25 protein-coding genes and 1 riboswitch are annotated in these 25,208 nt (G+C 54.3%); of the genes, 12 read left to right on the top strand and 13 right to left on the bottom strand.

Annotated elements, in window-relative coordinates:
• Positions 1–116 precede the first annotated feature (116 nt).
• Positions 117–833: a TerC family protein gene (locus tag DBR37_RS10440; protein ID WP_124574413.1), complete on the top strand. Its 717-nt coding sequence runs from the start codon at positions 117–119 to the stop codon at positions 831–833.
• Positions 834–932: 99 nt separating this feature from the next.
• Here the strand turns inward: DBR37_RS10440 and DBR37_RS10435 are convergent, their stop codons facing one another.
• Entirely contained in the window at positions 933–1,340 is a 408-nt protein-coding gene (locus DBR37_RS10435; protein ID WP_124574412.1) for a hypothetical protein, read from the bottom strand.
• A gap of 157 nt (positions 1,341–1,497) precedes the next feature.
• Between DBR37_RS10435 and DBR37_RS10430 the strand changes: the two genes are divergently transcribed.
• Entirely contained in the window at positions 1,498–1,959 is a 462-nt protein-coding gene (locus DBR37_RS10430; protein ID WP_124574411.1) for a ProQ/FINO family protein, read from the top strand.
• Between the two features lie 41 nt (positions 1,960–2,000).
• Here DBR37_RS10430 and DBR37_RS10425 read toward each other — a convergent pair whose 3' ends face one another.
• On the bottom strand, positions 2,001–2,795 hold the full coding sequence (locus tag DBR37_RS10425) for a sulfite exporter TauE/SafE family protein (RefSeq protein ID WP_124574410.1): 795 nt from the start codon (positions 2,793–2,795) through the stop codon (positions 2,001–2,003).
• Positions 2,796–3,208: 413 nt separating this feature from the next.
• On the opposite strand from DBR37_RS10425, the gene DBR37_RS10420 reads away from it, so the two are divergent.
• Positions 3,209–4,459, top strand: a complete 1,251-nt coding sequence (locus DBR37_RS10420; protein ID WP_124574409.1) for an MFS transporter — start codon at positions 3,209–3,211, stop codon at positions 4,457–4,459.
• Positions 4,460–4,464: 5 nt separating this feature from the next.
• Here the strand turns inward: DBR37_RS10420 and DBR37_RS10415 are convergent, their stop codons facing one another.
• The gene (locus tag DBR37_RS10415; RefSeq protein ID WP_124574408.1) at positions 4,465–5,025 is read right to left on the bottom strand and encodes a PhaM family polyhydroxyalkanoate granule multifunctional regulatory protein; all 561 of its coding nucleotides are present in this window, start codon (positions 5,023–5,025) and stop codon (positions 4,465–4,467) included.
• A 64-nt stretch (positions 5,026–5,089) separates the two neighbouring features.
• The gene (locus DBR37_RS10410; RefSeq protein WP_124574407.1) at positions 5,090–6,361 is read right to left on the bottom strand and encodes a branched-chain amino acid ABC transporter substrate-binding protein; all 1,272 of its coding nucleotides are present in this window, start codon (positions 6,359–6,361) and stop codon (positions 5,090–5,092) included.
• Between the two features lie 90 nt (positions 6,362–6,451).
• Between DBR37_RS10410 and DBR37_RS10405 the strand changes: the two genes are divergently transcribed.
• The 4 genes from DBR37_RS10405 to DBR37_RS10390 all read left to right on the top strand — a co-directional run bounded on the left by DBR37_RS10405 (position 6,452) and on the right by DBR37_RS10390 (position 11,182).
• Complete coding sequence (locus tag DBR37_RS10405) at positions 6,452–7,525, top strand: DUF3108 domain-containing protein (protein ID WP_124574406.1); 1,074 nt, start codon at positions 6,452–6,454, stop codon at positions 7,523–7,525.
• Between the two features lie 35 nt (positions 7,526–7,560).
• Positions 7,561–8,313: a DUF3108 domain-containing protein gene (locus DBR37_RS10400; RefSeq protein ID WP_124574405.1), complete on the top strand. Its 753-nt coding sequence runs from the start codon at positions 7,561–7,563 to the stop codon at positions 8,311–8,313.
• Between the two features lie 108 nt (positions 8,314–8,421).
• Positions 8,422–9,129 (top strand): 7-cyano-7-deazaguanine synthase QueC, encoded by a 708-nt coding sequence (queC, locus tag DBR37_RS10395; RefSeq protein WP_124574404.1) that lies wholly within the window; start codon positions 8,422–8,424, stop codon positions 9,127–9,129.
• A gap of 382 nt (positions 9,130–9,511) precedes the next feature.
• On the top strand, positions 9,512–11,182 hold the full coding sequence (locus DBR37_RS10390; RefSeq protein ID WP_199739104.1) for an L-lactate permease: 1,671 nt from the start codon (positions 9,512–9,514) through the stop codon (positions 11,180–11,182).
• A gap of 70 nt (positions 11,183–11,252) precedes the next feature.
• Here DBR37_RS10390 and DBR37_RS10385 read toward each other — a convergent pair whose 3' ends face one another.
• Complete coding sequence (locus DBR37_RS10385; RefSeq protein ID WP_124574402.1) at positions 11,253–11,705, bottom strand: hypothetical protein; 453 nt, start codon at positions 11,703–11,705, stop codon at positions 11,253–11,255.
• Positions 11,706–11,957: 252 nt separating this feature from the next.
• Between DBR37_RS10385 and DBR37_RS10380 the strand changes: the two genes are divergently transcribed.
• Positions 11,958–12,590, top strand: coding sequence for a phosphatidylcholine/phosphatidylserine synthase (locus tag DBR37_RS10380; RefSeq protein WP_124574401.1), 633 nt, complete (start codon positions 11,958–11,960; stop codon positions 12,588–12,590).
• A 360-nt stretch (positions 12,591–12,950) separates the two neighbouring features.
• Positions 12,951–13,232 (top strand): hypothetical protein, encoded by a 282-nt coding sequence (locus DBR37_RS10375; RefSeq protein ID WP_124574400.1) that lies wholly within the window; start codon positions 12,951–12,953, stop codon positions 13,230–13,232.
• Between the two features lie 35 nt (positions 13,233–13,267).
• On the opposite strand, the gene DBR37_RS10370 is transcribed toward DBR37_RS10375, so the two are convergent.
• The 3 genes from DBR37_RS10370 to DBR37_RS10360 are packed head-to-tail and all read right to left on the bottom strand — an operon-like array spanning position 13,268 to position 17,219.
• Positions 13,268–14,512 (bottom strand): multifunctional CCA addition/repair protein, encoded by a 1,245-nt coding sequence (locus DBR37_RS10370; protein ID WP_124574399.1) that lies wholly within the window; start codon positions 14,510–14,512, stop codon positions 13,268–13,270.
• Positions 14,513–14,518: 6 nt separating this feature from the next.
• Positions 14,519–15,232: a glutathione S-transferase family protein gene (locus DBR37_RS10365; RefSeq protein WP_124574398.1), complete on the bottom strand. Its 714-nt coding sequence runs from the start codon at positions 15,230–15,232 to the stop codon at positions 14,519–14,521.
• Positions 15,233–15,269: 37 nt separating this feature from the next.
• Complete coding sequence (locus DBR37_RS10360) at positions 15,270–17,219, bottom strand: lytic transglycosylase domain-containing protein (RefSeq protein ID WP_124574397.1); 1,950 nt, start codon at positions 17,217–17,219, stop codon at positions 15,270–15,272.
• Between the two features lie 150 nt (positions 17,220–17,369).
• Between DBR37_RS10360 and DBR37_RS10355 the strand changes: the two genes are divergently transcribed.
• Positions 17,370–17,924 carry a 5-formyltetrahydrofolate cyclo-ligase gene (locus DBR37_RS10355; RefSeq protein WP_124574396.1) on the top strand — a complete coding sequence of 185 codons (555 nt, stop codon included), beginning with the start codon at positions 17,370–17,372 and terminating at the stop codon, positions 17,922–17,924.
• A 62-nt stretch (positions 17,925–17,986) separates the two neighbouring features.
• Here DBR37_RS10355 and metF read toward each other — a convergent pair whose 3' ends face one another.
• The 5 genes from metF to metK all read right to left on the bottom strand — a co-directional run bounded on the left by metF (position 17,987) and on the right by metK (position 23,191).
• Positions 17,987–18,838 carry a methylenetetrahydrofolate reductase [NAD(P)H] gene (gene metF / locus DBR37_RS10350; protein WP_124574395.1) on the bottom strand — a complete coding sequence of 284 codons (852 nt, stop codon included), beginning with the start codon at positions 18,836–18,838 and terminating at the stop codon, positions 17,987–17,989.
• A complete protein-coding gene (locus DBR37_RS10345) occupies positions 18,835–19,179 on the bottom strand; it encodes a phage holin family protein (protein ID WP_124574394.1) in 345 nt (114 codons plus the stop codon). Before DBR37_RS10345 ends, metF begins: the two co-directional genes overlap by 4 nt.
• Before the next feature lie 109 nt (positions 19,180–19,288).
• Positions 19,289–20,728, bottom strand: coding sequence for an adenosylhomocysteinase (gene ahcY / locus DBR37_RS10340; RefSeq protein ID WP_124574393.1), 1,440 nt, complete (start codon positions 20,726–20,728; stop codon positions 19,289–19,291).
• A gap of 26 nt (positions 20,729–20,754) precedes the next feature.
• A riboswitch (S-adenosyl-L-homocysteine riboswitch) is annotated at positions 20,755–20,833 on the bottom strand.
• Between the two features lie 55 nt (positions 20,834–20,888).
• A complete protein-coding gene (locus DBR37_RS10335) occupies positions 20,889–21,830 on the bottom strand; it encodes a DUF2817 domain-containing protein (RefSeq protein WP_124574392.1) in 942 nt (313 codons plus the stop codon).
• 197 nt (positions 21,831–22,027) lie between these two features.
• On the bottom strand, positions 22,028–23,191 hold the full coding sequence (gene metK, locus DBR37_RS10330; protein ID WP_124574391.1) for a methionine adenosyltransferase: 1,164 nt from the start codon (positions 23,189–23,191) through the stop codon (positions 22,028–22,030).
• Positions 23,192–23,362: 171 nt separating this feature from the next.
• Here metK and DBR37_RS10325 point away from each other — a divergent pair, with 171 nt between their 5' ends.
• Both DBR37_RS10325 and DBR37_RS10320 read left to right on the top strand, forming a co-directional pair.
• A complete protein-coding gene (locus tag DBR37_RS10325) occupies positions 23,363–24,265 on the top strand; it encodes a lysophospholipid acyltransferase family protein (RefSeq protein WP_304999919.1) in 903 nt (300 codons plus the stop codon).
• Positions 24,262–25,161, top strand: a complete 900-nt coding sequence (locus DBR37_RS10320) for a lipid A biosynthesis acyltransferase (protein WP_124574389.1) — start codon at positions 24,262–24,264, stop codon at positions 25,159–25,161. Before DBR37_RS10325 ends, DBR37_RS10320 begins: the two co-directional genes overlap by 4 nt.
• Positions 25,162–25,208: the final 47 nt, after the last annotated feature.

Genomic DNA, 25,208 nt, shown 5'->3' with positions numbered 1-25,208 from the left:
GAAAATTTGCACACGTTAGCAAGTAGTGGCCAAAAGATGGCCGTGGTTTCCACGGACAGACAACAACATGGTCGTACGCCGACTGCCGCTTATATTCAATAAACTTTGAGGAAGACATGGACTTACTAGGAACTCCAGCATTCTGGGCCGCACTCGGCAACATCATCCTGATTAACATCGTGCTGTCCGGCGATAATGCAGTCGTCATTGCATTGGCCGCGAAATCCCTGCCGCCAAAACAAAAGAAAATGGCCGTCATCTACGGTAGTGCTGCCGCCATTATCCTGCGTATCGTCCTGACCATTTTCGCGCTGCAATTACTGACCCTGCCTTACCTCAAACTGGTAGGCGCGATTCTGTTGTTCTACATCGGCGTGCAATTGCTGGCCGAAGACGGCGGCGAAGAAAACATTGAAGGCCACTCCAACCTGTGGGGCGCCATCAAAACCATCCTGATCGCCGATCTGGTCATGAGCCTGGACAACGTCCTCGGCGTCGCTGCAGCAGCAAACGGCAATGTCGTACTGCTGATCATCGGCCTGGCCATCAGCGTTCCGCTGATCGTGTTCGGTAGCGCACTGGTACTGAAGTTGATGGAAAAATTCCCTATCATCATCACACTGGGCGCAGCACTGCTGGGTTACCTGGCTGGTGAAATGCTGTTCTCTGACACGGCAGTCACACCTTGGATCGCAGCAAACATGCCGCACCACGAAATCGGTTTGTTCGGCAGCAGCCACCTGAGCATTCCAGGTCTGGTACTGGCTATCGGCGTCGTCATCGTCGGCACCTACCTCGGCAAACGTCACCACAAAACAGAAGCAACCGCTTAATAAGCTGCACACCGTCGTCGCTCGACGACGGCTGCAAACAAAAAGGGCGAACCAGCATAGCTGGTTCGCCCTTTTTTATGCTTAATGAAACGTACTGTTTTAGTATTTTTTCAGATTGAAACTGTGATCTGTCACCAGCCGCGTCGTTGCCAGCAAAGGACTCAAGCCCAGCACCAGCTGGGTTAATTTATCCCCGGGCAAAGCCCAGATCTGTGTACGCGGTGCCTCCACCTGCGTCACCGCAGTGATCAAGGGTGCGACCCATTCCGCATCCGGCGTCACATCCAGCAGTACGTCGCCTTCCGAGGTCGTATGCAAATAAATCTCACCGCCTTCGGTCAATTCGAAACAAATTCCCCAGCCGCTGTTCTTATTGCCTTTAATCAGATACTGGATATTGCGGTTCTGATGGTCTATCCATGCTTCCACGTCATAAGTGGTCTTCAGGACTATCCACGGCCGCGCAAGCGACTGATCCTGTGCATTTTCGTCGTCTTCGTACATCATCACGTTTCATTTTTGTATAGATAAGGCATGCGGCACTGTACACCGAGTACGAAGATTCGGTAGCATGAGTGTAGACAAAAAACACACAACTGCAGGCAATCTTCCTGCATCGTGCTATCCTGCGCACCCTGGATCCTCTATTGCTGAACCGCTGTTAATGACGACTACCGAAACTACGCCTAACCCAATTCAATCCGCCCGTACCTTGCTCAAGGAACTACAGGAAAAATTTACCGTGTTCGGCGAATTCCTGCCTTTAGCCATCGGCATCGACAAGCAATTGATCGCGCAAATCCCGGATGTCAGCCGTAAATCGCTGCGCACCGCGCTCGGCATACACACCAATTCCCTGCGTTACCTGAAAGGCATGGAGAAAGCGACCGTACGCTTCAACCTGGACGGCAGCAATGCGGATGAGGTTACGGAAGTACATCGCACACATGCGACGACTACGCTGAAAGAACGCTTCAAAAAGAACGCGGAACACCGCAAGGCACAGCGTCAGGCCGAAGAAACCCAGCGCAAGGCCGCAGCAAAACTGCGTGAAGCAGAAGAAGCAGAACGCCTGCGTGCAGAAAAACTGACCCAGTTAGCAGAGAAATTCTCGCGCAAAAACTGATGTCCTGACTTGCCTGCAAGCCTGCAGGCAAGCTCTCTCCACTACCAGTAAGTCCACAACATCTTCGCCGCCAGCACATACAGCAGGCAGGCGAAGATGCGTTTTAATACCGGCACCGGCAGGCGATGTGCGAGCCGCGCACCGAAAGGTGCAGTAAAGACACTGCCGCAGACGATACCTGCCAGCGCGATGATGGAAATAAAGCCCACCGCGTCATCCGGCAAGTCCGGCACACTCCAGCCGGAAATCACATAACCTATGGTTCCGACGATGGCCAGAGGTATACCCATCATCGCGCCGGTACCGATGGTTTTCTTCATCGGCACACCACACCACAGCATGAATGGAATCGTCAGGAATGCACCGCCCGCTGATACCAGCCCGCCGATGATGCCGATGATCAAACCAACGCCAAACAAGGGGCCGGCGGAAGGCAAAGTGCGCGCTGCTTTGGGCTTTTTATTCAATAGGATTTGCGTCGCACCGAAGAACACGATCACGGCAAAACTCAATGCCAGATGACGTTGCGGTATCCACGCTGACACAGAAGTAGCCAGCAAGCTGCCTACTACCAGCCCGGGGGACATACGCTTGACGATATTGAAATCGACACCATCGAACTTCAGATGCTCACGTACGCTGGAGCCGGAGGTAAACACAATGGAAGCCATGCAGGTACCCAGCGCCAGATGCACGACGTGGTCAGGAGCAAAGTGCTGTGCTGCGAACAAGGCCGCCATGATGGGTACCAGTGTCATGCCGCCACCTATGCCCAGCAAACCGGCCAAGACACCGACAAATGCACCTGCCAATACATACGCAAGAAACCAGACCATGCCCGCACCCTTGTGATTATTTTTTATCAGCGAACTTTAGCAGCATCAGCCGCTAGGACACTAACAATTTTTCGGTAAGCACCTGACATCACTTTTGCATTAATGAAGATGGATTATTCATTAGCTGCAACAGATATATACGCCTGCCGCCATAACAACAGCGCAGTTTTTACATACAATAGGGCACATCCATCCGTCTATATTTCTGACTCTATGCCCCGTCCGGCATCACTTTGCAAAAAGCATTAGACTAAGCGTACGCAGAATCTCCATACATCTGGTCACCGCTTAAAAGAATTCAAATTCTCGCGCCATGTATCCGCGCGCATCCAGCACCGGTGTCCGGCTTACGCACCAGTCCAGATTCAAGTCTTATCAGTCAGTCTCACGCTATATTTACTCAGCAGGTTCTATTGCACTCCTCTACACATACACCCGTCATCAAAAATGAACGCCTGTTCTTGCTGACCATCGCCGGCATACAGTTCACGCACATTCTTGATTTCATGATCATGATGCCGCTTGGTCCGCAACTGATCAGGCTGCTGCACATCGATACACATCAGTTCGGCCTGCTGCTGTCGTCCTACACATTTACCGCCGCCGCATCCAGCCTGCTGGCAGCGACCTACATCGATCGCTTTGATAGACGTAAACTGCTGCTGGTGCTGTATGCGTGCTTCATCATCGCAACGCTGTGCTGCGGACTTGCACCCAACTTTACCTTCCTGCTCATCGCACGTGCGCTGGCAGGCGCGTTTGGCGGCATCCTCGGCGGCCTGGTGCAAACCATGATTGCAGATGTGATTCCATTTGAACGTCGCGGTAAAGCACTCGGTACGGTGATGGCAGCATTTTCCATTTCTACCGTGGCCGGCGTGCCGCTGGGCTTGTTACTGGCATCTACCTTCCCTGCGCTGGGATGGCGTGCGCCCTTCTTTTTCATCGTGCTGCTGTCGGGTATTTTCTGGGTGATCGGTTACAAGCTGCTGCCTAACCTGACCGCGCATTTGCATAACAAACCTGTCGGCAATATCTTCCAGCGTATCTTTGCGGTCGCTAAAGAACCGCGACATTTAACCGCCTTTGCCTTTATTGCGATGATCATGATGGCCGGCTTCACCGTCATTCCATACATCGCCTTGTACATGACGACGAATGTGGGCTTGCCTGAATCGTTCATTACCGTGGTGTATCTGTGCGGTGGTGCGGCGACCTTCTTTACTTCGCAACTGATAGGCCGGATGGCGGATAAGTACGGCAAGCTGAAGATGTACAGAATTGTGGCGATCGCCTCATTCATCCCCTTGCTGATCACTACCCACCTGGTGCCGATTGCATGGTGGCTGGTGCTGATCAACTCGACGATATTCTTCATCCTGGTGCCGGGGCGCATGGTGCCTGGCATGGCGATGGTGAGTGCAGTGCCGGAGGCGCATGTACGCGGCACCTTTATGACCCTGATTTCATCGGTGCAGATGTTGTCATCCGGCCTGGCAACGCTGATTGCCGGCCTGATCATTACGCGTACGCCTGGCGGCCAGATCGAGCATTACGACACCGTCGGTTATCTCGCGGTAGCGTGCGGCATCGTGACTATCTGGCTGGCGCATCACTTACGCATACCGCCGGACCCCGCCGCCAGCAGCAAGCCTGCAGCTTAAGAAGCTCAGGTTTTTGCAGCAGGCGGACGTTTCCTAGCTGGCTTGGCGGTAGTTGATTTCGCTGCGGGCTTTTTGGTCGAGGTGCTTTTCTTTGCAGCGGACTTGGCGGCATTCTTTTGCCGTGCAGCTTCTTCTGACATGACGCTGCTGACTGCCTGATTGAATTGATCCTGCAACATATTCCACCATGCCGCGGGGTTCGCTTGAGCGGCACTGCTATGCAAAGGATCGGCAGCCGTAGCAACAGGTGGTTCGACGGCAGCTTCAACTTTAGGCTCGGCAGCGAAAGTCTGTCCCATGCTGTGCAAGGTACTCAGCGTCGCACTTTGGACTTCCAGCGCCTGTATCGTCCCGCGCAACATATTCATATTCGCAGTCAGCCAGACTTCGACCGCTTTTAAATCAGCGATCTGCTTGTTGATTTCTTCCACCGATAAGGTCGGCATCACCATCCCTGGAATCGCACTGGCTGGTGGCTTCATCCCACCCCACATATTCTTGACGAATTCCATCGTGTCGGCCATGGCATCGAAGCCAGGGAGATTGGGCATATTGGGCTGGGTCATGACGAAGCTCCTGGATGCAGTTACACGACAAAGTACCCTAAGCGTAGCAGATAAAGCGCCCTGTTTAGCGCAATGGACGCTGCATCTTGCAACTGGTCGGCAAGGAAGTGCTGGCCGCAGGCAGATACAACTCGGTCTTGAAACCGTAGCCACTTCCTTCGTTGTCGAAACGCATGCCGCCTTCGGATTTCTTGCGCATCACCGATACGTATAAAGGCTGGATCAACTGATGATCGGCGGCACGCATGGTCGCATCATGGAATGCATTCTGATAATGCGCCCCTTCCAATGCCTGCGCTACGGCCAGTGCTTCGGTCGATTTTGCTTTCTCTATTGCCGTCACCAGCATCTCTATCATAATGTGCATGCGCAAATGTACGTAGTCATCCTTAGGCTGTGGGTAACGCTGGCGGAAGGCATGATAAAACCGGTCACTGGCACCATCCCTGGCGCCGTCGCCCACATTCGGATGCCATTCCGCCACCGCGCGTACCCGATCCACGCCAGCGTCACCGATAGCAGCCGGAGCACCCAGGCCGTTGCCATAGAAGGTATAGAACTTGGTATGAAGGCCAAACTCTTTTGCCGCTTTCACCAGCAGCGTCAGATCATTTCCCCAGTTACCGGTAATCACGGCATCGGCGCCACTGGCCTTGATCTTTGCAATGTAAGGCGCGAAATCCTTAATCTTGCCGATAGGATGCAATTCATCACCGACGATCTGGATATCCGGCCGCTTCGCGGCCAGTTGCACGCGCGCCGCCTGCGCGACCAGACGGCCGAAACTGTAATCCTGCCCGATCAGATAAATACGCTTGGCGCGGGTATCGCGCTTGATGACTTCGGTTAATGCGTTCATGCGCATATCAGCATTCGCATCAAAACGAAAATGCCAGTAGCTGCACTTTTCATTCGTCAACGCCGGATCGACCGCCGAGTAATTCAGGAAAAGCACACGATTATCCGGCAGCCGCTGATTGTGCTTGTTGACGGCATCCAGCAAGACGGCTGCAACCGCAGAGCTATTTCCCTGCACCATAAAGGGTATGCGCTGGTCGGTCAGTCGTTTGAACTCGAGCAGTGATTCTTCCACGCCCAGTTTGTTATCAAAAATTTCCAGCGCCAGCGGATGTGCACCATCCGGCAGTTTTACGCCACCGCGCGCATTGACCTTGTCTATCGCCAGTTGCAGGTTACGCACGACTGCTTCGCCCGCATTCGCAAAGGCACCAGACATGCCATCTATCATGCCTATACGGATGGGCTCAGCCGCTTGCGCCACGACACAGGCGCACAACAGGACGGTAGCCAGTATATTTTTTACTTGAATTTTCAATGCAGGACTTTCTTAAAACGGCCATTTTACGCGGCCACATGCCTGCCCGCTTGTGCACCGAATCGCGGCCCTTGCGTTTACACTAGCGCCATGACGACAGAGATACCGCCATCCCCGCACGCCCAGCCGCGCAAACGGCTATACGTGGGCGGGCTATTGGTTTTGCTGACGTCCCTGTTGCTGCACCTGATCATCATTTCCTGGGCGCGCGGCCTGATCACACTGCCATCAGGCCAACCACCAGACGACACCATGATCGTCGCCGCGACGCTGGAAAGCGAACCGCCCGTCATTCCTAAACCGAAAATAGTCGCCGCCAAGCCCAAACCACGGCCGCGGCCACCGGCTCCCGCTCCGGTAGCGGCCCCCACTGCGCCTGCAACCGAGACGCTCAGCCCTGCGGAACATGAGACACCGACGGCAAGCACTGGCGACAACAAAGTCGCGGCAGAAGAAACGCCGGAACCAGCAACACCGGAAGCAGAAGAAGGCATCGCCTACAAAATCGATCTGCCGCCCTCAGCCAACCTGAAATACGACATCCAGAAAATCCCGAAGGAAGGATCGCCTACCTATGGCAGCGGCACTATCAGCTGGCATACCGATGGCCATCAGTACACGGTAGATGGTGACTTCGGGGTGCTCTTTATTACCGCCTTGCGCTTCAAAAGCAGCGGCAGCATCACGGATATAGGCATCGTGCCCGAGCTCTATAGCGAAAAACGTTTTCGCCGCTCCGAAACCAATACCCACTTCCAGCGCGATCCGGCACTAATCAGCTTTTCTGCCTCAACCAAATCCTATCCGCGTACTGGTGGCGAACAAGATCGCGCCAGCATCATCTGGCAACTGGCAGGCATAGGTCGCGGCGATAGTGAAAAATTCGTCGCCGGAGCCAGCATCGATTTATTTGTCGCCGGCACACGCGATGCAGAAACATGGCACATACTGGTGATCGGCCAGGAAGACATCGTGGTTGATGGCACCACCATCAGCGCATGGCATGTAGCGCGCGCGCCAAGACGCGGCTCCTACGACCAAAAACTGGATATCTGGCTCGCGCCGCAATTAAACTGGTATCCGGTACGCCTGCGCTATACGGAAGCCAATGGCGATTATCTTGATATGTCCTTAAGCAAGCTGAACGTTTCCGCCCCTCACTAGTCATATAATCTTAACAATACTTTTTTGGTGTCCCCATGAAGCGTAATCTTTACCGTAATCTGGAATCCATGCTGCTCGCCACTGTGATCGCTACCTCAGCGAGCGCCACACTGGCTCAAACGCCCGCCAAACGCAGTTTCAACCTGCCACCATCGGCCGACCTGAACTATGCAATCAATGCCAACCAGCGTGGTTTGCCACTGAACGGTACTGCCATCATCCACTGGAAAACGGACAAGGCAACTTACTCGATTACAACTGAAACCCGTGCCATGCTGCTGGGCAAGATACTGGAAGCAAAAAGCGAAGGTACTATCGATGCCTATGGCCTGGCACCCTCGACCTCGACAGAAAAACGCTATCGCAAGGATCCAACCACCGCGACTTTTAATCGCGACGCCAAGACCATCACCTTCAGTGCGTCCGATGCCAGCTATCCGATCAAGGGCGGTGAACAGGATCGCAATAGCATAGTCTGGCAACTCGCGACCATCGCACGTAGTACACCGAACAAATTCAAAGCCGGTGCCAGCATTCCAGTAACCGTGGTCGGACAAAAAGATGCGGATGCGTGGATCTTCAAAGTCAATAAGGCCGAGAAAATCAAAACTGCCACCGGCGACCTGAACACAGTAAAAGTCAGCCGCGTCATCAAGGATGGCGACAATGGACAAAAACTGGATATCTGGTTCGCACCGTCTATGGAATGGTATCCGGCACGCGTACGCATCACCGAACCTGAAGGCGACTTCATCGAACAAACTCTCACCAAAGTCGACCCGGTATAAGCAGCGGACGTAATGAAAGTTCACCTGAGCATATAATCCCGCCAGGCGCGGCGATGTAAACTATTGCCGGCGATAGATATTTGCTGTTGATTGTTACTGAAAGAAATTATGAGTTCTGCAGATGGTGCGCTGGTCTTGTTCAGCGGAGGACAAGACTCCACGACTTGCGTCGCATGGGCGCTGAAGCGTTACGCCAGGGTTGAAACCATCGGTTTCGATTACGGCCAGCGTCATGCCGTCGAACTGGAAGTGCGTCCGGGCGTGCTGCAATCCTTGCGCGGCATTAATCCGGAATGGGACAAAAAGCTGGGCGAAGATCATATGATCGATCTGTCGCTCATCTCAAAAATATCCGATACCGCGATGACGCAAGACGTAGAAATCACCATGATGGAAAACGGCTTGCCGAATACCTTTGTACCCGGGCGCAATTTACTGTTCATGACCGTCGCTGCGACCGTCGCTTATCGTCGCGGACTCGATGTACTGGTCGGAGGCATGTGCGAAACCGACTTCTCCGGTTATCCGGATTGCCGCGATGACACCATGAAAGCGCTGCAAGTAGCACTCAACCTCGGCATGGCTACCCGTCTCAAGCTGGAAACACCGCTGATGTGGATAGACAAGGCTGAGACCTGGCAACTGGCGCAAGACCTGGGTGGCAATACGCTGGTCGACCTGATACGCGCCGGCACCCATACCTGCTATCTCGGCGAACGTGGTGCCTTGCATGACTGGGGCTATGGCTGCGGCAAATGTCCGGCCTGTGAATTACGTGCGCGAGGTTATGCGAATTTTATTGCGCCAACAAAGTAAGCATGTTGTAAGACACATTAATTAAACGTTAAATTACAACAGTCATAAACTCCGCCTGCCATGCTCGCAGCAAGAAACATCTGAGCCCTCATCCCTTCGCATTCCTCTGTAAGTCCGCAGACCAGACGCGCCAGATCGGCGCGTCGCCTCTCTCACACACCGCCACACACCGGTTCACTCACGCCTGGAAATTTGCAGCGGCGCAACTCCGCAAAAGAAGTCTCAGAATCTTCATCAAACAGAGGTATCAAAATATTGCATCGATGAGTTAAATTTATGCATCAATGTGCTTATGAGTGGCTGATATGGTGGCGTGCCCCTGCGCTGCAACGATCAGCGAGGGTTAAAAACTATAGTTACCCAATCAAAGGACACGACCATGATATGGCAACAGATTTACGATCCGCTTAACAGCTTCGGCTTCTCCACTATCGCCGCCGGCATACCGGTTGCAGTACTTCTCGCAGCACTCGCATTTTTCCACATGAAAGCCCACCTCGCGGCGGGCCTGGCACTGGTTGTCGGCATCGTCATTGCCGCCTTCGTATTCGGCATGCCGGTCGCAATGGCGGGTAAAGCAGCAGGCTACGGCATCGCCGCCGGCCTGTTCCCTATCGGCTGGATTGTGCTGAATATTATTTTCCTGCACCGACTGACGACACTGAACGGTTACTTCAAGGTGCTGCAAAACAGTATCAGCGGCATCACTGAAGACCGACGTTTGCAATTGCTGTTGGTCGCATTCTGCTTCGGCGCATTCTTTGAAGGTGCGGCAGGTTTCGGCACACCTGTTGCAGTGACTGGTGCGATCCTGATCGGTCTCGGCTTTTCACCACTGGCAGCATCCGGCCTGGCACTGATCGCCAACACCGCACCCGTCGCTTACGGCGCACTCGGCGCACCGGTGATTGCACTGTCGGCTGTCACTGGCATCGATTTATTGCACCTGTCGTCGATGATCGGTCGCCAGTTGCCGTTCTTCTCGGTTCTGGTTCCGTTCTGGCTGATCTGGGCATTTGCCGGCTTCCGCGGCATGCGCGAAATCTGGCCTGCGATCCTGGTCGCCGGCGTATCGTTTGCGATCCCGCAATTTGTCGTATCGAACTACCACGGCCCTTGGCTGGTAGACGTGATCGCCGCGATTGTGTCGATGGGTTCACTGACCTTGTTCCTCAAGGTATGGCAGCCTAAGAAAATCTGGACCTCGACGGCTCTGCGCAATCGCAATGACAACTCCAAGGACGACATCAAACCAGAACCGGAATCTGCAGAGAAACCAGTACTCGCCAATATCAGCGTCGCGAAATCGTGGATGCCTTGGGTGATTCTGTCGGTCTTCGTCTTTGTCTGGGGCACTCCATTCTTCAAGAAAGCAATCGATGCGATCTGGTCGTGGAAGTACGCGATTCCTGGCCTCGACAAGATGGTCATGAAGATGCCGCCGGTAGCCAAGGAGCCTTTCCTCGAAGCTGCGGTATTTAACTTCAACGTGCTGTCGATGGCAGGTACCGGGATTTTTGTATCGGCGATTGTGGCCGGTGTCCTGATGGGTTATTCGTTCAAACGCCTGCTGCAGGAATACTGGCAAACCATCAAACTGGTGCGTTATTCCCTGTTGACGATTTGCGCGATGTTCGGTGTCGGCTACCTGACCAAGTACTCGGGTCTCGACGCCACACTAGGCCTGGCATTTGCACATACCGGCGTGTTCTATCCGATGTTCGGCACTTTGCTCGGCTGGCTGGGCGTGGCTTTGACGGGTTCGGATACAGCGGCCAACGTGCTGTTCGGCAGCTTGCAAAAAACCACTGCAGAACAACTGGGCCTGCCGCCAGTCCTGATGGCCTCGGCGAACAGCTCGGGCGGCGTCATGGGAAAAATGATCGATGCACAATCCATTGTGGTGGCATCGACTGCGACCAAATGGTATGGACACGAGGGCGACATTTTGCGTTACGTTTTCTTCCATTCGATTGCGCTGGCCATCCTGGTCGGCTTCCTGGTCACGCTGCAAGCCTATGTGATTCCATTCACATTGATGGTTGTTCAGTAACACTGGCAAAACAACGCACAGCAAAAAGGCCCCGCTATGGGGCCTTTTTTGTTATTCGGCACATTCTGCTTTAGCGCGGCGCTGGCATGTTCGGATACATGGGTTCCGGTGCAGGCGCTGCAGGCGGTGGTGGCTCAGGGATGGTGGTTGTGGTCTCACGCAAGATACCGCCGCCACTGACACTGCCGGTGATGGTCGTATCGCGCCCGCTCATACGTAACAGACAATCCTGCCTGTCAGCGTCCGGCAAGGCATTGCAGCGTATCCGTGCATTTTTCTGATACACCGATGCATCGTCATCTTTCAATTTACCGTGCCGCGCTTCATTCAGCGCGGCACCGACATCGCGCAAACATGTTGCCCGGTCTTGTGTCGACCTGCCGTCCATACAATCAGCTCTGTCCTGCTTATACGTGCTGGCCGCAGTGTCGGCAGCCGAAGCCAGACTCGCAGCAAAAGTGAGATTCAAAGCACACAGAGAAAAACCCAGTGCCTTATACATGGCATTTTTATTCAATCGCATGGCAGCCTCCAATGAAGGAAAGTTTCAGTCTAAAACCCCGATTTTCTATCGTATGTACGGTAACCGACTTATACCAGCTTGCAACAACATCATAACAAGCTGGCGCACCAGCGGGGGACGACAATGAAAAACCTGGCTATTTCCCTGCACAATCATTTAATTCAATGACATACTTGCCGCTACGATACGGTTGATCCGGCACACATCGGTTCCGGCTGGCAACTAAAAATAGATTATTCAAGAGAGACAGTAATGCCCCCATCCAAAGCGCCCCGCAAGCATTTTTCCATGTTGCGCGGCTTTCACCTGGCGGATTTTTTTACGCTTGGTAATGCAGCCTGCGGCGTAGCCGCCGTATTTTTTGCCATGCTGTATATGGCGAGCCAGTCGCTACATCACTTCTATGCTGCTGCAGCGATGGCACCTGCCGCCTTTATATTCGATGTGCTCGATGGTCGTATTGCGCGCTGGCGCCGCCAGCATTCGGCGATGGGACGTGAGCTGGATTCGCTGGCCGACGTGATTTCTTTCGGTCTGGCACCGGTTACACTGGGTTTTGCGGCGGGTCTGACCGGCGGCTGGGACTGGGTTGCGATGATTTACTTCGTCTGTTGCGGCGTCAGCCGCCTGGCACGTTACAACGTCACCGCAGAAAGCCTGTCGGAAGGCGCAGACAAGGTAGCTTACTTTGAAGGTACACCGATACCGACCAGCGTCATCATTACCGGTATTCTGGCCTGGCTGGCATCTATCGGCAGCGTGGGCGCAGCCATTTACGGTGGCGTATGGCAAGTCGGGCCGTGGGAATTGCATCCGTTGGCATTGCTGTTTGCGCTTTCCGGCACCTTGATGATCAGCAAGACTTTGCACATCCCGAAATTCTAGATATTAGTGCGGCTTTACAGGCGGCAGATGAGTGCGGCCAGCACGACTGCTGCCGCCGAAACTGCCGTGATGGTATCAAGTAAGTCCACGTTCAGACCCCGCATATAAGTGGTGAACAGCCGTGCCGGACCATCCGTTACGGCTGTCACCAGCTTAGACGGCGCACGTCAACTTTCCAACGAAGTCTTTGTTCGACCCTTATACGGAAAACGAATATTGCTTTGTATTAGAACTCATTTCATAAACATCCGTGAGATGCGTTCTAAATGTAACAAGGCGTAAATGCGTTGGCGAATTACCCCGAATAATCTTTCAATGAGAACTTCAAACACGGTTTCGTGCTTGTAAAGGGGAGTGAACATGAAGAAAAAGCTAATCGCACTGACGATAGCACTGGTCGTCGTCAACGCCACCGCCGCACAACTGTCCGCCGAAGCCTATAGAAGCAAACATGCGCAGGACAAAGTAGCGTCCACCAAGGCACCGGTACAGAGCATTACCAAATCCGAAGCACAGGCCGCAAATATGGCGCTGATCGTCGAGAACTTCGAACGCATCGACGCCAATAATGATGGCATCGTCACGCGCAATGAGTTGCGTGCATATGTGCTATCTACCCGCCGCAACGTCCCGATGACCTGAAACAGGCCAGCCTGAAGACTGCATGCGTATTGCAGTTATTCTTCAGGCACCACTTCCTTGATCGCAGCGGCGACTGCCCGCACGCGTGCTTCATGAATAGCTTCCGGTATGCGTTGTGCCTGATCCGGATATCGTTGCCGCGTCAGCTCGGCAATTTCACCACCATTCACCGTCAGGGCCGCAGTCAACGCTGCCTGCAGATAAGGCCTTTGTGGAAACGGTTTCTCTGTAAAACCGGTACGTCCGCGATGATCACACTCTGACGCCACCAGCATATCGAGAAAACGTTGCGGCTTGCGGAAAGCATCGCAACGCTCCAGCAAGTTCACTATTGTCTTCGCACGCAATTCCAGCGCACGTCCGACATTGCCATGCTCACGCGCAGTCATGAGTGCCAGGTCACGACAGTCATTCGGTATTTTCAGGCGCTTGCAAACCGCATCCACCAGTTTCGCACTATGCATCTCGTGGCCGTGATGACGCGGCCACATCTCGGGCGGTGTGACGCCCTTGCCAAGGTCGTGCAACAGCGCTGCGCAACGGGTAGGCAAATCGGCCTGGATGCTGGCAGCATAATCAATCACCAGCATGATGTGCGCACCGGTATCGATTTCCGGATGATAGAGCGCCGGTTGCGGCACACCCCACAATGCATCCAGCTCCGGCAATATGCGCTTCAGGGCGCCGCAATCGCGCAGCACGGCGAACATCCGTGACGGACGCACTTCCATCAGGCCACGCGCCAGTTCCTGCCACACCCGCTCCGGCACCAGCGCATCGACTTCACCTGCCACCACCATACCCTGCATCAGTGCATTGGTTTCCGGCGCTACCGTAAATTCAGGAAAGCGTGCGGCAAAGCGTGCGATGCGTAATATGCGCACCGGATCTTCGGCGAAGGCCGGGGACACATGGCGGAAGATGCGTTGTTTGAGGTCGCGCTGGCCACCAAAGGGATCGACGATACTGCCGTCTTCATCCTGCGCCATCGCATTGATGGTGAGGTCGCGGCGGATTAAATCTTCTTCCAGCGTCACGCTGGCATCGGTATGAAAGACGAAGCCCTTGTAACCGGGCTCAGTCTTGCGCTCGGTACGCGCCAGTGCGTACTCGGCGTGCGTCTTCGGATGCAGGAAGACAGGGAAGTCTTTACCGACCGGGGTATAACCTTGCGCAATCATGGTTTCGGGCGTTGCACCAACCACCACGTAATCGCGATCCTTGACGGCCACGCCCAGTAATTCATCGCGCACTGCACCGCCAACGATGTAAGTCTTCATATCAGTTCAATCGGGGTAGCTGTCGTACTTTTCGATGTGGTCGGTCTCGGCCAGTGCACCTGCTATCCATTGCGCGACTGCCGGGTGGGCCGCGACCCGTTCGACATACGCGTCCAGCGCCGGTGCCAGCACAACATCGTAGGTACGGAAGCGCATGACCACGGGTGCAAAGTAAGCATCAGCTATCGAGAATTCGCCAAACAGATACTGGCTGGGACCGGACAAGGCCAGACAGTTTTCCCAGATCTCGCTGATGCGGCCGATATCCGCCTGTGCATCCAGCGTACGCCCTTTGCCCGGGAATTTGGCACGTATATTCATCCACATAGCAGAGCGAACGCCAGTAAAACCTGAATGCATCTCGGCGCAGATCGAACGTGCCAGCGCGCGTGCAGCGACGTCTTCCGGCCACATTTTCTTTTCCGGAAATTGCTCTGCCAGGTATTCGCATATCGCCAGCGAATCCCAGATTACGGTTTCCCCGGCCAGCAATACCGGCACCCTGCCCGCTGCCGAATAATGCGCGATCTGCGCCGTCGTATCCGAACGATCCAGCAAGACTGAAATTTCCTGGAACGGAATATTGAAAGCCGTCATCGCCACCCAGGGACGCATCGACCACGAAGAGTAATTCTTGTTCGCGATCACCAGCTTCAAGCCGTTCTTTTCTGCGTTACCCAGCGTTTGCGACAAGGTCGGATCGAGTTCTGTAGTTTGCATAGTGTCCGTAACAATAAAATTCTTGTATGTCGCTGTTTTACGGCAGATCCGTAGGCACAAATGCCGTCGGTGCGACGTTACCCAGGCGGTCCTTTAATGATTGCGGTTTGCTCTCGAACATGGCTGCGTAGTAAGTCGCATTGGAGAGCACTTTTTTTACATAGTCGCGGGTTTCCGAAAACGGAATCGATTCTGCAAAAATCGCTCCTTCGACCGGACGCGTCAAGGTCGAACGCCAGGCGCGCGGACGTCCCGGACCAGCGTTGTAAGCAGCTGTTGCCAACGTTTGCGAACCACCCAGATCGTTCAGGACCATATTCAGGTAATTGGTGCCGAGCAGGATATTGGTTTCGATTTCGTTGACCTGACTATGCGCGAAATCAGTCATGCCTATTTTCTTGGCAACATGGCGCGCAGTGGCCGGCATCAATTGCATGAGACCGGATGCGCCCACGTGTGAACGCGCATCCATGATGAAGCGTGATTCCTGACGGATCAGCCCATACACCCAGGCCATTTCCAGACCCAGCTTTTGCGTGGCCGAGCGCATGACATCGCGATAAGGCGAGGGGAAACGCTGCGTGAAATCCACTTCTATCTTGGTCCGGTCCGAAGTATTGACCATGCGATCCAGTACTTCACTGCGGCGCGCAAATTCAGCGGCAGCCAGATGCTGGCGCTCGTTCATCCTGCGCAGTTCCCAGTTCCATTCACGGTAACCTTCAAAACGCAAACCCAGGTCAAAGAATTTAAAGGCACGACGGAAACCCTGGTTGGCAGCCATCGGTGCGATCTCTTCTTCCGTTACCGGTACCGCACGCGGTGGTATCGTGATTTTCTGGCCGAGTTCTTCCAGTGCCAGCTGACCGTAGAAATTGGTTTGCGATGCAATCGACTGCATCAGTGCATTGGCCTCATCCCGCTTGCCTTCTTCGCGCACTGCACGCGCCAGCCAATAGGTCCAGGTTGCATCGTCACGCAACGCAGCCGGCATTGCTTCCACCCCTTGTTTGACCAGCTTCCAGTCGCCGGCACGCAGCGCGGCGCGAATTTTCCATTGATGGCCTTCCAGCGACAACGGTGCGTTACCTGCCTTGCGCCAGTAGTCTGCCGCTTCCGGCGCCAGCTTCATCGAAGCCTGCAAAGCGATTTGCGCCCAGCCTTGTGCTTCCTGCTTCTTGTTCAGCAACAGGGTATTGCTGGACAAGATATCCGCCGCTTGTGCCGGATTGCCTTTTGCGATGCGACCCAGGGCAACGATGAAGACTTCATGCTTCACACGACGGAAACCTACGCCCTTGGAAGTGATCAGCGCCGGCTTTTCCATCGCTGTCACCAGCGAACCATCATCTATACCGGTGAACGGCACCAGGCGACGCACAAAATCCGTAGAACCGGTCTCTGCTGCCAGACGTATCTGGGCCCACAAATCATCTTCATTGAACTGGCTGTTTTCCATCAGCATGCCGATCAGCGCAACGCAACCTTCACCGTAATTTTTCGGCACGGTCAACAAGGCACGCGCATCAACCGCGACATTCATGCCTTTCTGTGCCTTCGACATCAGCGCATAGCATTTCAATTGAGTATCGTCATTCAGCTCGAATTGCGGATACTGTTCGTCGAAGGTTACCCAGTCGCGGCGTTTGCCGATCTCAAGCAACCAGTCGTTGCGCAAGCGATCAGCGATTGCACTGCCGCTATATTTATTCAGAAAAGCCAGAATTTCAGTCGGACTGGCATCCTTGATACGCGGCCTGAGCTGGTAATAATCAACATACGAAGGAATAGCGTAATTACCGAGCCTTGATGCAATATCGGCAGCACGCACGGCATCGCCGCGTCGCGATGCATCACGCAATGCTAAAAATGCATCATCATCGCTGGCGAAGCCCGCAGCGCGCTTTTGCGCATGCGCCGCCGGCACAAGAAACACGGCGGATGCCGCCAGCAACATGACGCGCGCGAATAATTTATGCGAAAACATGAATGTCGTGACCCCTATTTTTATCCTGCTTATACTGGAACTTATTTGATAAATATCCACGGATGCGCATGTGGATACCAGGCCGGATAGCTATAAAATGAGTTCCCATCTCTGGCACCTAGAATAGCACGCGATTCTCTTCCCGTACCCATGCAAAATAAGCTCGATTTACGTCGCACCCTGCTCTCAAAGCGTAACGCACTTGCCGCGGATCAACGTGCCCTTTTTGACCGTCGCCTGGGTGACAAGATATTGCAATGGTGGCGTACCGAAAAACCCGCCAGCATAGGCGTGTACTGGCCCATGCGTGGTGAGCCCGATTTACATCAGGCCTATGCAGAATTGAACGCAACAGGCGTACAACTGGCTTTGCCGCTGATCGTCGGTGACAACGTTCCCTTGCAATTCGTGGCGTGGACGCCAGGCGAAGCTTTGCGCAAGGACAGGTTAGGCACCGACATCCCGGTGGCGGACAATCCATTGATACAGCCACAAGCACTGCTGATACCCTGCCTCGGCTTTAATGCCGACTGTTTCCGCCTTGGCTACGGCGGCGGCTTTTACGACAGGACACTGGCAACAGAACCACGACCACGCACGCTGGGTGTGGCTTATGCGTTCGGCGAAGTCGATTTTACCGCTGAGGTGTACGACATCTCACTGGATGCCGTAGTAACGGAAGAAGCGACCTTCCGCGGCCGTTGAAATAAAAAATGCCCGGGCCGTTTCCGGCACAGGGCATTTTTACAGCGGCTCTTACTAATTAATTATTTCTGCGACAGATTCAGACGTGTCCAGATAGTTTGCGTCGCCACAGCCTGGTTCAGTGAATAGAAATGCAAACCAGGCGCACCACCTGCCAGCAAACGCTCACACAGATCCGTCACCACATCCAGACCGAAAGCGCGTATCGATTCTGCATCATCACCGTAACTAGCCAGTTTGAGGCGTATCCAGCGCGGGATTTCAGCGCCACACGCATCAGAAAAACGCATCAATTGCGAGTTATTGGTGATCGGCATGATGCCTGCAATCACCGGTATATTCGCACCCGCCTTGCGCGCGTCCTCGACGAAACGGAAATAAGCATCCGCGTTGTAGAAATACTGCGTGATCGCAGAATCGGCACCTGCGTTGGCCTTGCGTACAAAGTTGGCGATATCGTCTTGCGGTGATTTCGCTTGCGGATGCATTTCAGGATAAGCGCCGACTTCTATATGGAACCAGTCGCCGGTTTCAGTACGGATGAATTCCACCAGCTCATTTGCATAGTGAAATTCACTAGACGACATATCCATCGAACCGTAACCACTCGGCAAATCGCCGCGCAGAGCAACGATGCGCTTGATGCCATGCGATTTGTATTCGGCCAGGATCGCACGCAAGCTTTCACGTGAGCTACCGAGGCAGGACAAGTGCGGTGCCGCGTCCTGACCGGCAGCACGGATTTCCAGCACTGTTTCCAGTGTGCCTTGTTGCGTCGAGCCACCGGCACCAAACGTGACCGAGAAATACTTGGGATTCAACTCAGACAGTTTGGCGCAAGTGACGCGCAGCTTTTCCACACCCACAGGTGTCTTGGGCGGGAAAAACTCTATGCTGAAATTCTGTTCTTTCATTTTTCTTGTAGTAAAAGCGCGGACAATATCCACGAAATAATGCTGTACAGGATCGCTCCGCCTACCGCCGACCAGAAACCGGCGACATGGAAACCACCTACCAGTTGCGAGACCGCCCAGAACATCAGACCGTTGATGACGAAGATGAACAAGCCCAATGTCAGCAAAGTGACGGGCAGGGTCAGCAACACCAGGATCGGACGTATCAGGGTATTCACCAGGCCCAGTATCAGGGCGGCGATGATGGCCGTGCCGACACTATCGACCCTGATGGATGACATCAGGAAGGGAAGCGCAAAAAGTGCCGCTGCATTGATTGCCCAGATGAGGATGATGCGCATACGATTTCTCCTTTTTTCAATACTGAACGTCAGGAAATCGCTGCCCCATATTCAATATGGGGCAGCTCAGGCAAAACACTGAACGACTATTACCTACTACTGCAAGTGCTTAGTAGCGATAGTGCTCTGGCTTGTAAGGACCAGCTTGCTGCACGCCGATGTAGTTCGCCTGTTCTGTGGTCAGAGTCGTCAACTGCGCATTGAGTTTCTTCAATTGCAGGCGTGCGACTTTTTCATCCAGATGTTTAGGCAGGGTGTAAACACCGACCGGGTAGTTTTTGGTGTTTGCGTACAGTTCGATTTGTGCAATCGTCTGGTTCGCGAACGACGAGCTCATCACATACGACGGGTGACCGGTACCGCAACCGAGGTTAACCAGACGACCTTCAGCCAGCAGGATGATGCGTTTGCCGTCAGGGAAGATGATGTGGTCGACTTGCGGCTTGATGTTTTCCCATGTGTATTGTTTCAACGCAGCGACTTCGATTTCATTGTCGAAGTGACCGATGTTGCAGACAATCGCCTGGTCTTTCATCTTCTTCATGTGTTCGTGGGTGATCACATGGTAGTTACCGGTACAGGTAACGAAGATGTCGCCGTGTTCTGCCGCGTATTCCATGGTCACGACGCGGTAGCCTTCCATCGCAGCCTGCAATGCGCAGATAGGATCGATTTCGGTTACCCATACTTGTGCGGACAGGGCACGCATTGCTTGTGCCGAACCTTTGCCGACGTCACCATAACCAGCGATGACAGCGATCTTACCGGCGATCATGACGTCGGTCGCGCGCTTGATACCATCTACCAGCGATTCGCGGCAGCCGTACAGATTGTCGAACTTGGATTTGGTAACGGAGTCGTTAACGTTGATCGCAGGGAAAGCCAGTTTGCCTTCCTTGTGCATTTGGTACAAACGATGCACGCCGGTGGTGGTTTCTTCGGTCACGCCGAGGATTTGCGGCAGGCGTTTCGAGTACCAGGTCGCATCCACAGCCAGGTGTTTTTTGATCGAATTGAACAGGCAGATTTCTTCTTCCGAACCTGGGTTGTTCAATACCGACGCGTCTTTTTCAGCACGGGTACCGAGATGGAGCAACAGGGTTGCGTCGCCGCCGTCATCCAGAATCATGTTCGAATAAACCGGCGCGCCTTTGTCGTCGTTCGGCCATTCGAAAATGCGGTGGGTGTATTCCCAGTAGTCGTCCAGTGTTTCGCCTTTAACTGCAAATACTGGTGTACCGGCTGCAGCGATTGCAGCAGCTGCGTGATCTTGTGTCGAATAGATATTGCACGATGCCCAACGTACTTTTGCACCCAGCGCTTCCAGCGTCTGGATCAGTACTGCGGTCTGGATCGTCATGTGGATGGAACCGGTGATGCGTGCGCCCTTCAAAGGTTGCGCGGCCGCGAATTCTTCGCGGATGGCCATCAGGCCTGGCATTTCGGTTTCAGCAATACGGATTTCCTTGTCGCCCCAGGCGGACAAGGACAGATCGGCGATAACGTAGTCGGAAAAATTGGTAGAGGAAGTCATTACTGCGGCGTTCATCACGCCCTCCTTTCGTTAGAAAAAAAGAAACGTGAGCGCAGTTGCATGTACTGACCGCATCAAGCCTGGCAGATCGAACGACCTGTCGCAACGCTCCTTGATGCGGGTGCCATTTTAATCGAAAAAAACGCCCACGACCACCTCCGGTCGCTAACGATGCTTATTTCTTCAACGGCTCTGAGCTAGGCAGGGAGACCGAATGCACCTTGGCCAGCTCGGACTGGGACTCCACGTTTTCAGTGATCCAGCGCAACATATCGAGCCAGATGCGCTTCACTTCGGCGTCTGACGGCATTTTTTGTGCATTCGGCAACTCGATGGTAATCACCGGTACATTTTTGTGTACCCCGCTGTAATTACCCAAAGAACCCGGATAGACGCCAACCCGGTTCAGCAACAAGCGGCCAAAACGGCGCGGCGGTTGCGCCGGACCGTCAAAATCCAGCACGCCAAACGGCGCATGGACGGAAATAATCACGTCAGGCCGGAAACGCAGCATTTCATCGTGCACCCATTTGCTTTCAGGCTCGGATAACGGCGCGGAACCAGGGAAACGACGCGGATCCTTCTTGGTCCGGGTCGCCCAGTAACGCGGCGCGTCCTGTTGCCAGCCCGGCGTCGGGAAGTTGCGATTCAGATCCACACCATTCGCATTCACACGTTTGGCTTTGGGTGCCAGAAAGCCATCCGGATTCACCACCGGCACTACGCTCCATTCAAATTGCTGCGCGGCCGCAGTCGGCATCCATTGCAGCCAGCGGAATACCACCGAGACCGAGGTCAACTCATCACCGTGGATCCCACCCATGAGCAACACGCGTAACGGCGCCTGATTGCGTTTGGTTTTTTTTGCCGGGATCTGGCGCGCCAGCAAGGGGAAGCCTTGCAGCGAATTGACACCGGTCGGCAATAGTTCACTCTGCAGGCACATCGCATTGGATACACCCGGCATGCGCACGACCAGGCGTTTACACCAGTCAGCAGGATGTACAAGGGGTGTAGCGGAAGCATTGCTGGCGCTGGCAGGCAGATTGAACCCGGCGAGTAGCGGCAGCAGGATGGAAATACGGAGGATATGCCTGGCTAGGGGTGCGATATGCATCAGCGCCTCTGAAAACAAAAATGGTCGGATTAATTCTTTGCAGAATTCTATCCGACCATCGAACAACACTACAGACTAATTATTACAAACCGGCTGCTGCGCGCAGCGCTGCTGCCTTGTGGTCTACTCTCACACCCGCTGCGCGGATATGAGTTCCGCCCCAAATCCGAAGGTTCGCCATCCGGCGAACCCGGCCTTTACAGTCCGGCCGCTGCACGCAGCGCTGCGGCTTTGTCCGTACGTTCCCAGCTGAACTCTGGCTCTTCGCGACCAAAGTGGCCGTATGCTGCGGTTTTTTGGTAGATAGGACGCAGCAGATCCAGCATTTGCACGATGCCTTTTGGACGCAGATCAAAGTGCTCGAGCACCAGTTGCGCAATTTTTTCATCGCTGATTTTGCCGGTACCAAAAGTGGTGACCATGACCGAAGTTGGTTTCGCCACGCCGATTGCGTACGAAATCTGGATTTGTGCGCGTTCAGCCAGGCCAGCTGCCACGATGTTTTTCGCAACGTAACGACCTGCGTATGCTGCGGAACGATCCACTTTCGACGGATCTTTACCGGAGAATGCGCCGCCGCCGTGCGGCGCAGCGCCACCGTAGGTATCAACGATGATCTTACGACCAGTCAGACCGCAATCGCCTTGCGGACCACCAATGACGAAACGACCTGTCGGGTTAACCAGGAAGCGCGTGTCTTTCAGCCATTCTGCTGGTACGACTGGTTTGATGATGCTTTCGATGACGGCTTCTTCGATCTCTTTGTGCTGCATTTCCGGCGCATGCTGGGTCGACAACACGATGGTGTCGATGGAAACAGGACGGCCGTCAACATAGCGCAATGTGACTTGCGATTTCGCATCCGGACGCAGCCAAGGCAGACGACCGTCTTTGCGCAATTCCGATTGACGCTCAACGATGCGGTGCGCGTAGTGAATCGCAGCAGGCATCAGTTCAGGCGTTTCATCACAAGCGTAACCAAACATCAGGCCCTGGTCACCAGCACCCTGGTCGAGGTCGATACCCGCGCCTTCATCCACGCCTTGCGCGATGTCCGGCGATTGCTTGTCGTATGCAACCAGCACGGCACAGCTCTTGTAGTCGATACCGTAATCGGCATTGTCGTAACCGATGCGTTTGATGGTTTGACGTGCTACTTCGATGTAGTCAACGTTAGCGAAGGTGGTGATTTCACCGGCCAGAACAACCAGACCAGTGTTGCACAGTGTTTCTGCAGCAACGCGTGCTTTTGGATCTTGCTGGAAAATCGCGTCGAGGATCGCGTCAGAGATTTGATCCGCTACTTTGTCCGGGTGGCCTTCGGAGACGGATTCAGAGGTAAACAGGTATTCATTTGCCATTACAGGTTCCTTAGTACACTTATTTAAGTTGGCTTGATGTCGCGGTCAACCTAATGAACCTGCGACGCTTTAGCGAAATTTATATACCGCCTCGCAAGTTGTCATTAACTCGGCGGTTGCTACTTTGTGCTATTTTACGCCTCTTGAAAAAAATCGGCAAAGTCTCTTGTTATAAGAGCACGATGCACGACCCGCATGCTTGTTCTTCTCTTCCGCCTGTTGTCTTTTCTGCCCTTGCCGATACTGCATGCGATCGGGCTTGTGATCGGCTGGGCGGTGTATCTGGCGTCCGGCTCCTATCGCCGTCGCCTCAAGGAAAATATCAAGCTGGCCGGCTTTGACCAGCATCTGCACAAAGCCGTCGGCGAAGCCGGCAAAAACATGCTGGAGCTACCCTTCATCTGGTGCGCTTCACCGGAACGGGTACTGCGCTCTATCCGTATAGAAAACTGGAATGTGGTCGATCAGGCTGCCGCCGCCGGCAAGGGCCTCATATTCCTGACGCCACACCTCGGTTGTTTTGAAATTGCGGCCCAGGTTGCCGCGGCTCAACTGCCGATTACCGTACTGTACAGACCACCGCGGCAAGCAGCGCTGAAGCCATTGATAGAAGGCGCACGCGCACGGCACAATCTGTCGCTGGCACCAGCCAACCTGAGCGGCGTACGCACCTTATTTAAAGTACTGAAACGCAATGGCGCGATCGGCTTGCTGCCGGATCAGGTACCGCAAAACGGCGAAGGCGTGTGGGCTGATTTCTTCGGCAAACCGGCATACACCATGACCCTGCCCGCCAAAATGCTGGGCATGACCGGCGCCGCCATGATCCTCGCGTTTGCCGAGCGCCTGCCTTATGGCAAAGGTTATGTCTTGCACTTGCAGCAATTCAGCATCCCCGAAGGTCTGACTCAGGAAGCACAGGTACGTGCAATCAATGCCGCCATGGAACAATTGATAGCATTGTGCCCGGCGCAATACTTCTGGAGTTACAACCATTACAAAATCCCGGCTGGCGTCGCAGCACCGCAACGCGCCGAAGTAACAGAGAGCGCCGAGAGCGGAAGTACCCGATGAGATTCCTCGTTGCCCTGATGTGGTGCCTGCACTGGCTGCCACTGCCTGTCATTGCGCGCCTGGGTGAAATCATAGGCAATTTGCTATATGCCTACAAAAAATCACGTCGCCGCATTACCCTGATCAATCTTGCGCTGTGCTTCCCGGAAAAGTCAGAACAGGAACGTGAGGCGATCGCAAGAAAACACTTCCAGAACTACGCTCGCAGCGTGCTGGAACGCGGCATCCTGTGGTGGGGTTCGGAAGCCCGCCTGCGCAGATTAATCGTGGTGGAACCGGGCGTACCGGTAGAAGCCATCAAGGCCAGCCCGACCATCCTGCTGTGCCCGCACTTCGTCAGCCTGGACGTGGCCGGTGTGGCCGTCATGCTGGAATCGTCGTTGTGCTCGATCTACACGCAGCAACTGAATCCGGTCTTCGATGAAGTCCTGCGCAAAGGGCGCTCGCGCTTCCGCCCGGTCAAACTGTTTTCCCGCAACGACGGCATCAAACCCATCATCCGCGCGATGCGCGACGGCCTGCCCTTCTTCATGTTGCCGGATATGGATTTTGGTGAAAAGGATGCTGAATTCGTGCCCTTCTTCGGCGTCCCCGCCGCCACGCTGACGGCACCGGCGCGCATCGCTGCCGCCACCAATGCCAAAGTGATCCCGGTGATTGCAACTTACCTGCCCGGCTATCGCGGCTGGAAGGTGACTTTCTATCCGGCATGGGAAAACTATCCGGGCGATGACATCACCGCCGCCACCCGCTACATGAATGCCTTCATCGAAGAGCGTGCGCGTGAAACGCCGTCCGAATACTTCTGGACCCACAAGCGCTTCAAAACGCGCCCGGCCGGCGAACCCAGCTTCTACGCCAACAACAATACCGACGAAACACCGCCTGCTTACTAATCCTACGGCAGGCAATACGCACTTGCCAGCCACGGCTATAATCGCAA

It is taken from the genome of Herminiimonas sp. KBW02 (assembly GCF_003852535.1).
Classification (GTDB): domain Bacteria; phylum Pseudomonadota; class Gammaproteobacteria; order Burkholderiales; family Burkholderiaceae_D; genus Oxalicibacterium.
The sequence above is the reverse complement of the archived record's forward strand: the minus strand, read 5'-3'. Positions and strand labels throughout refer to the sequence as shown.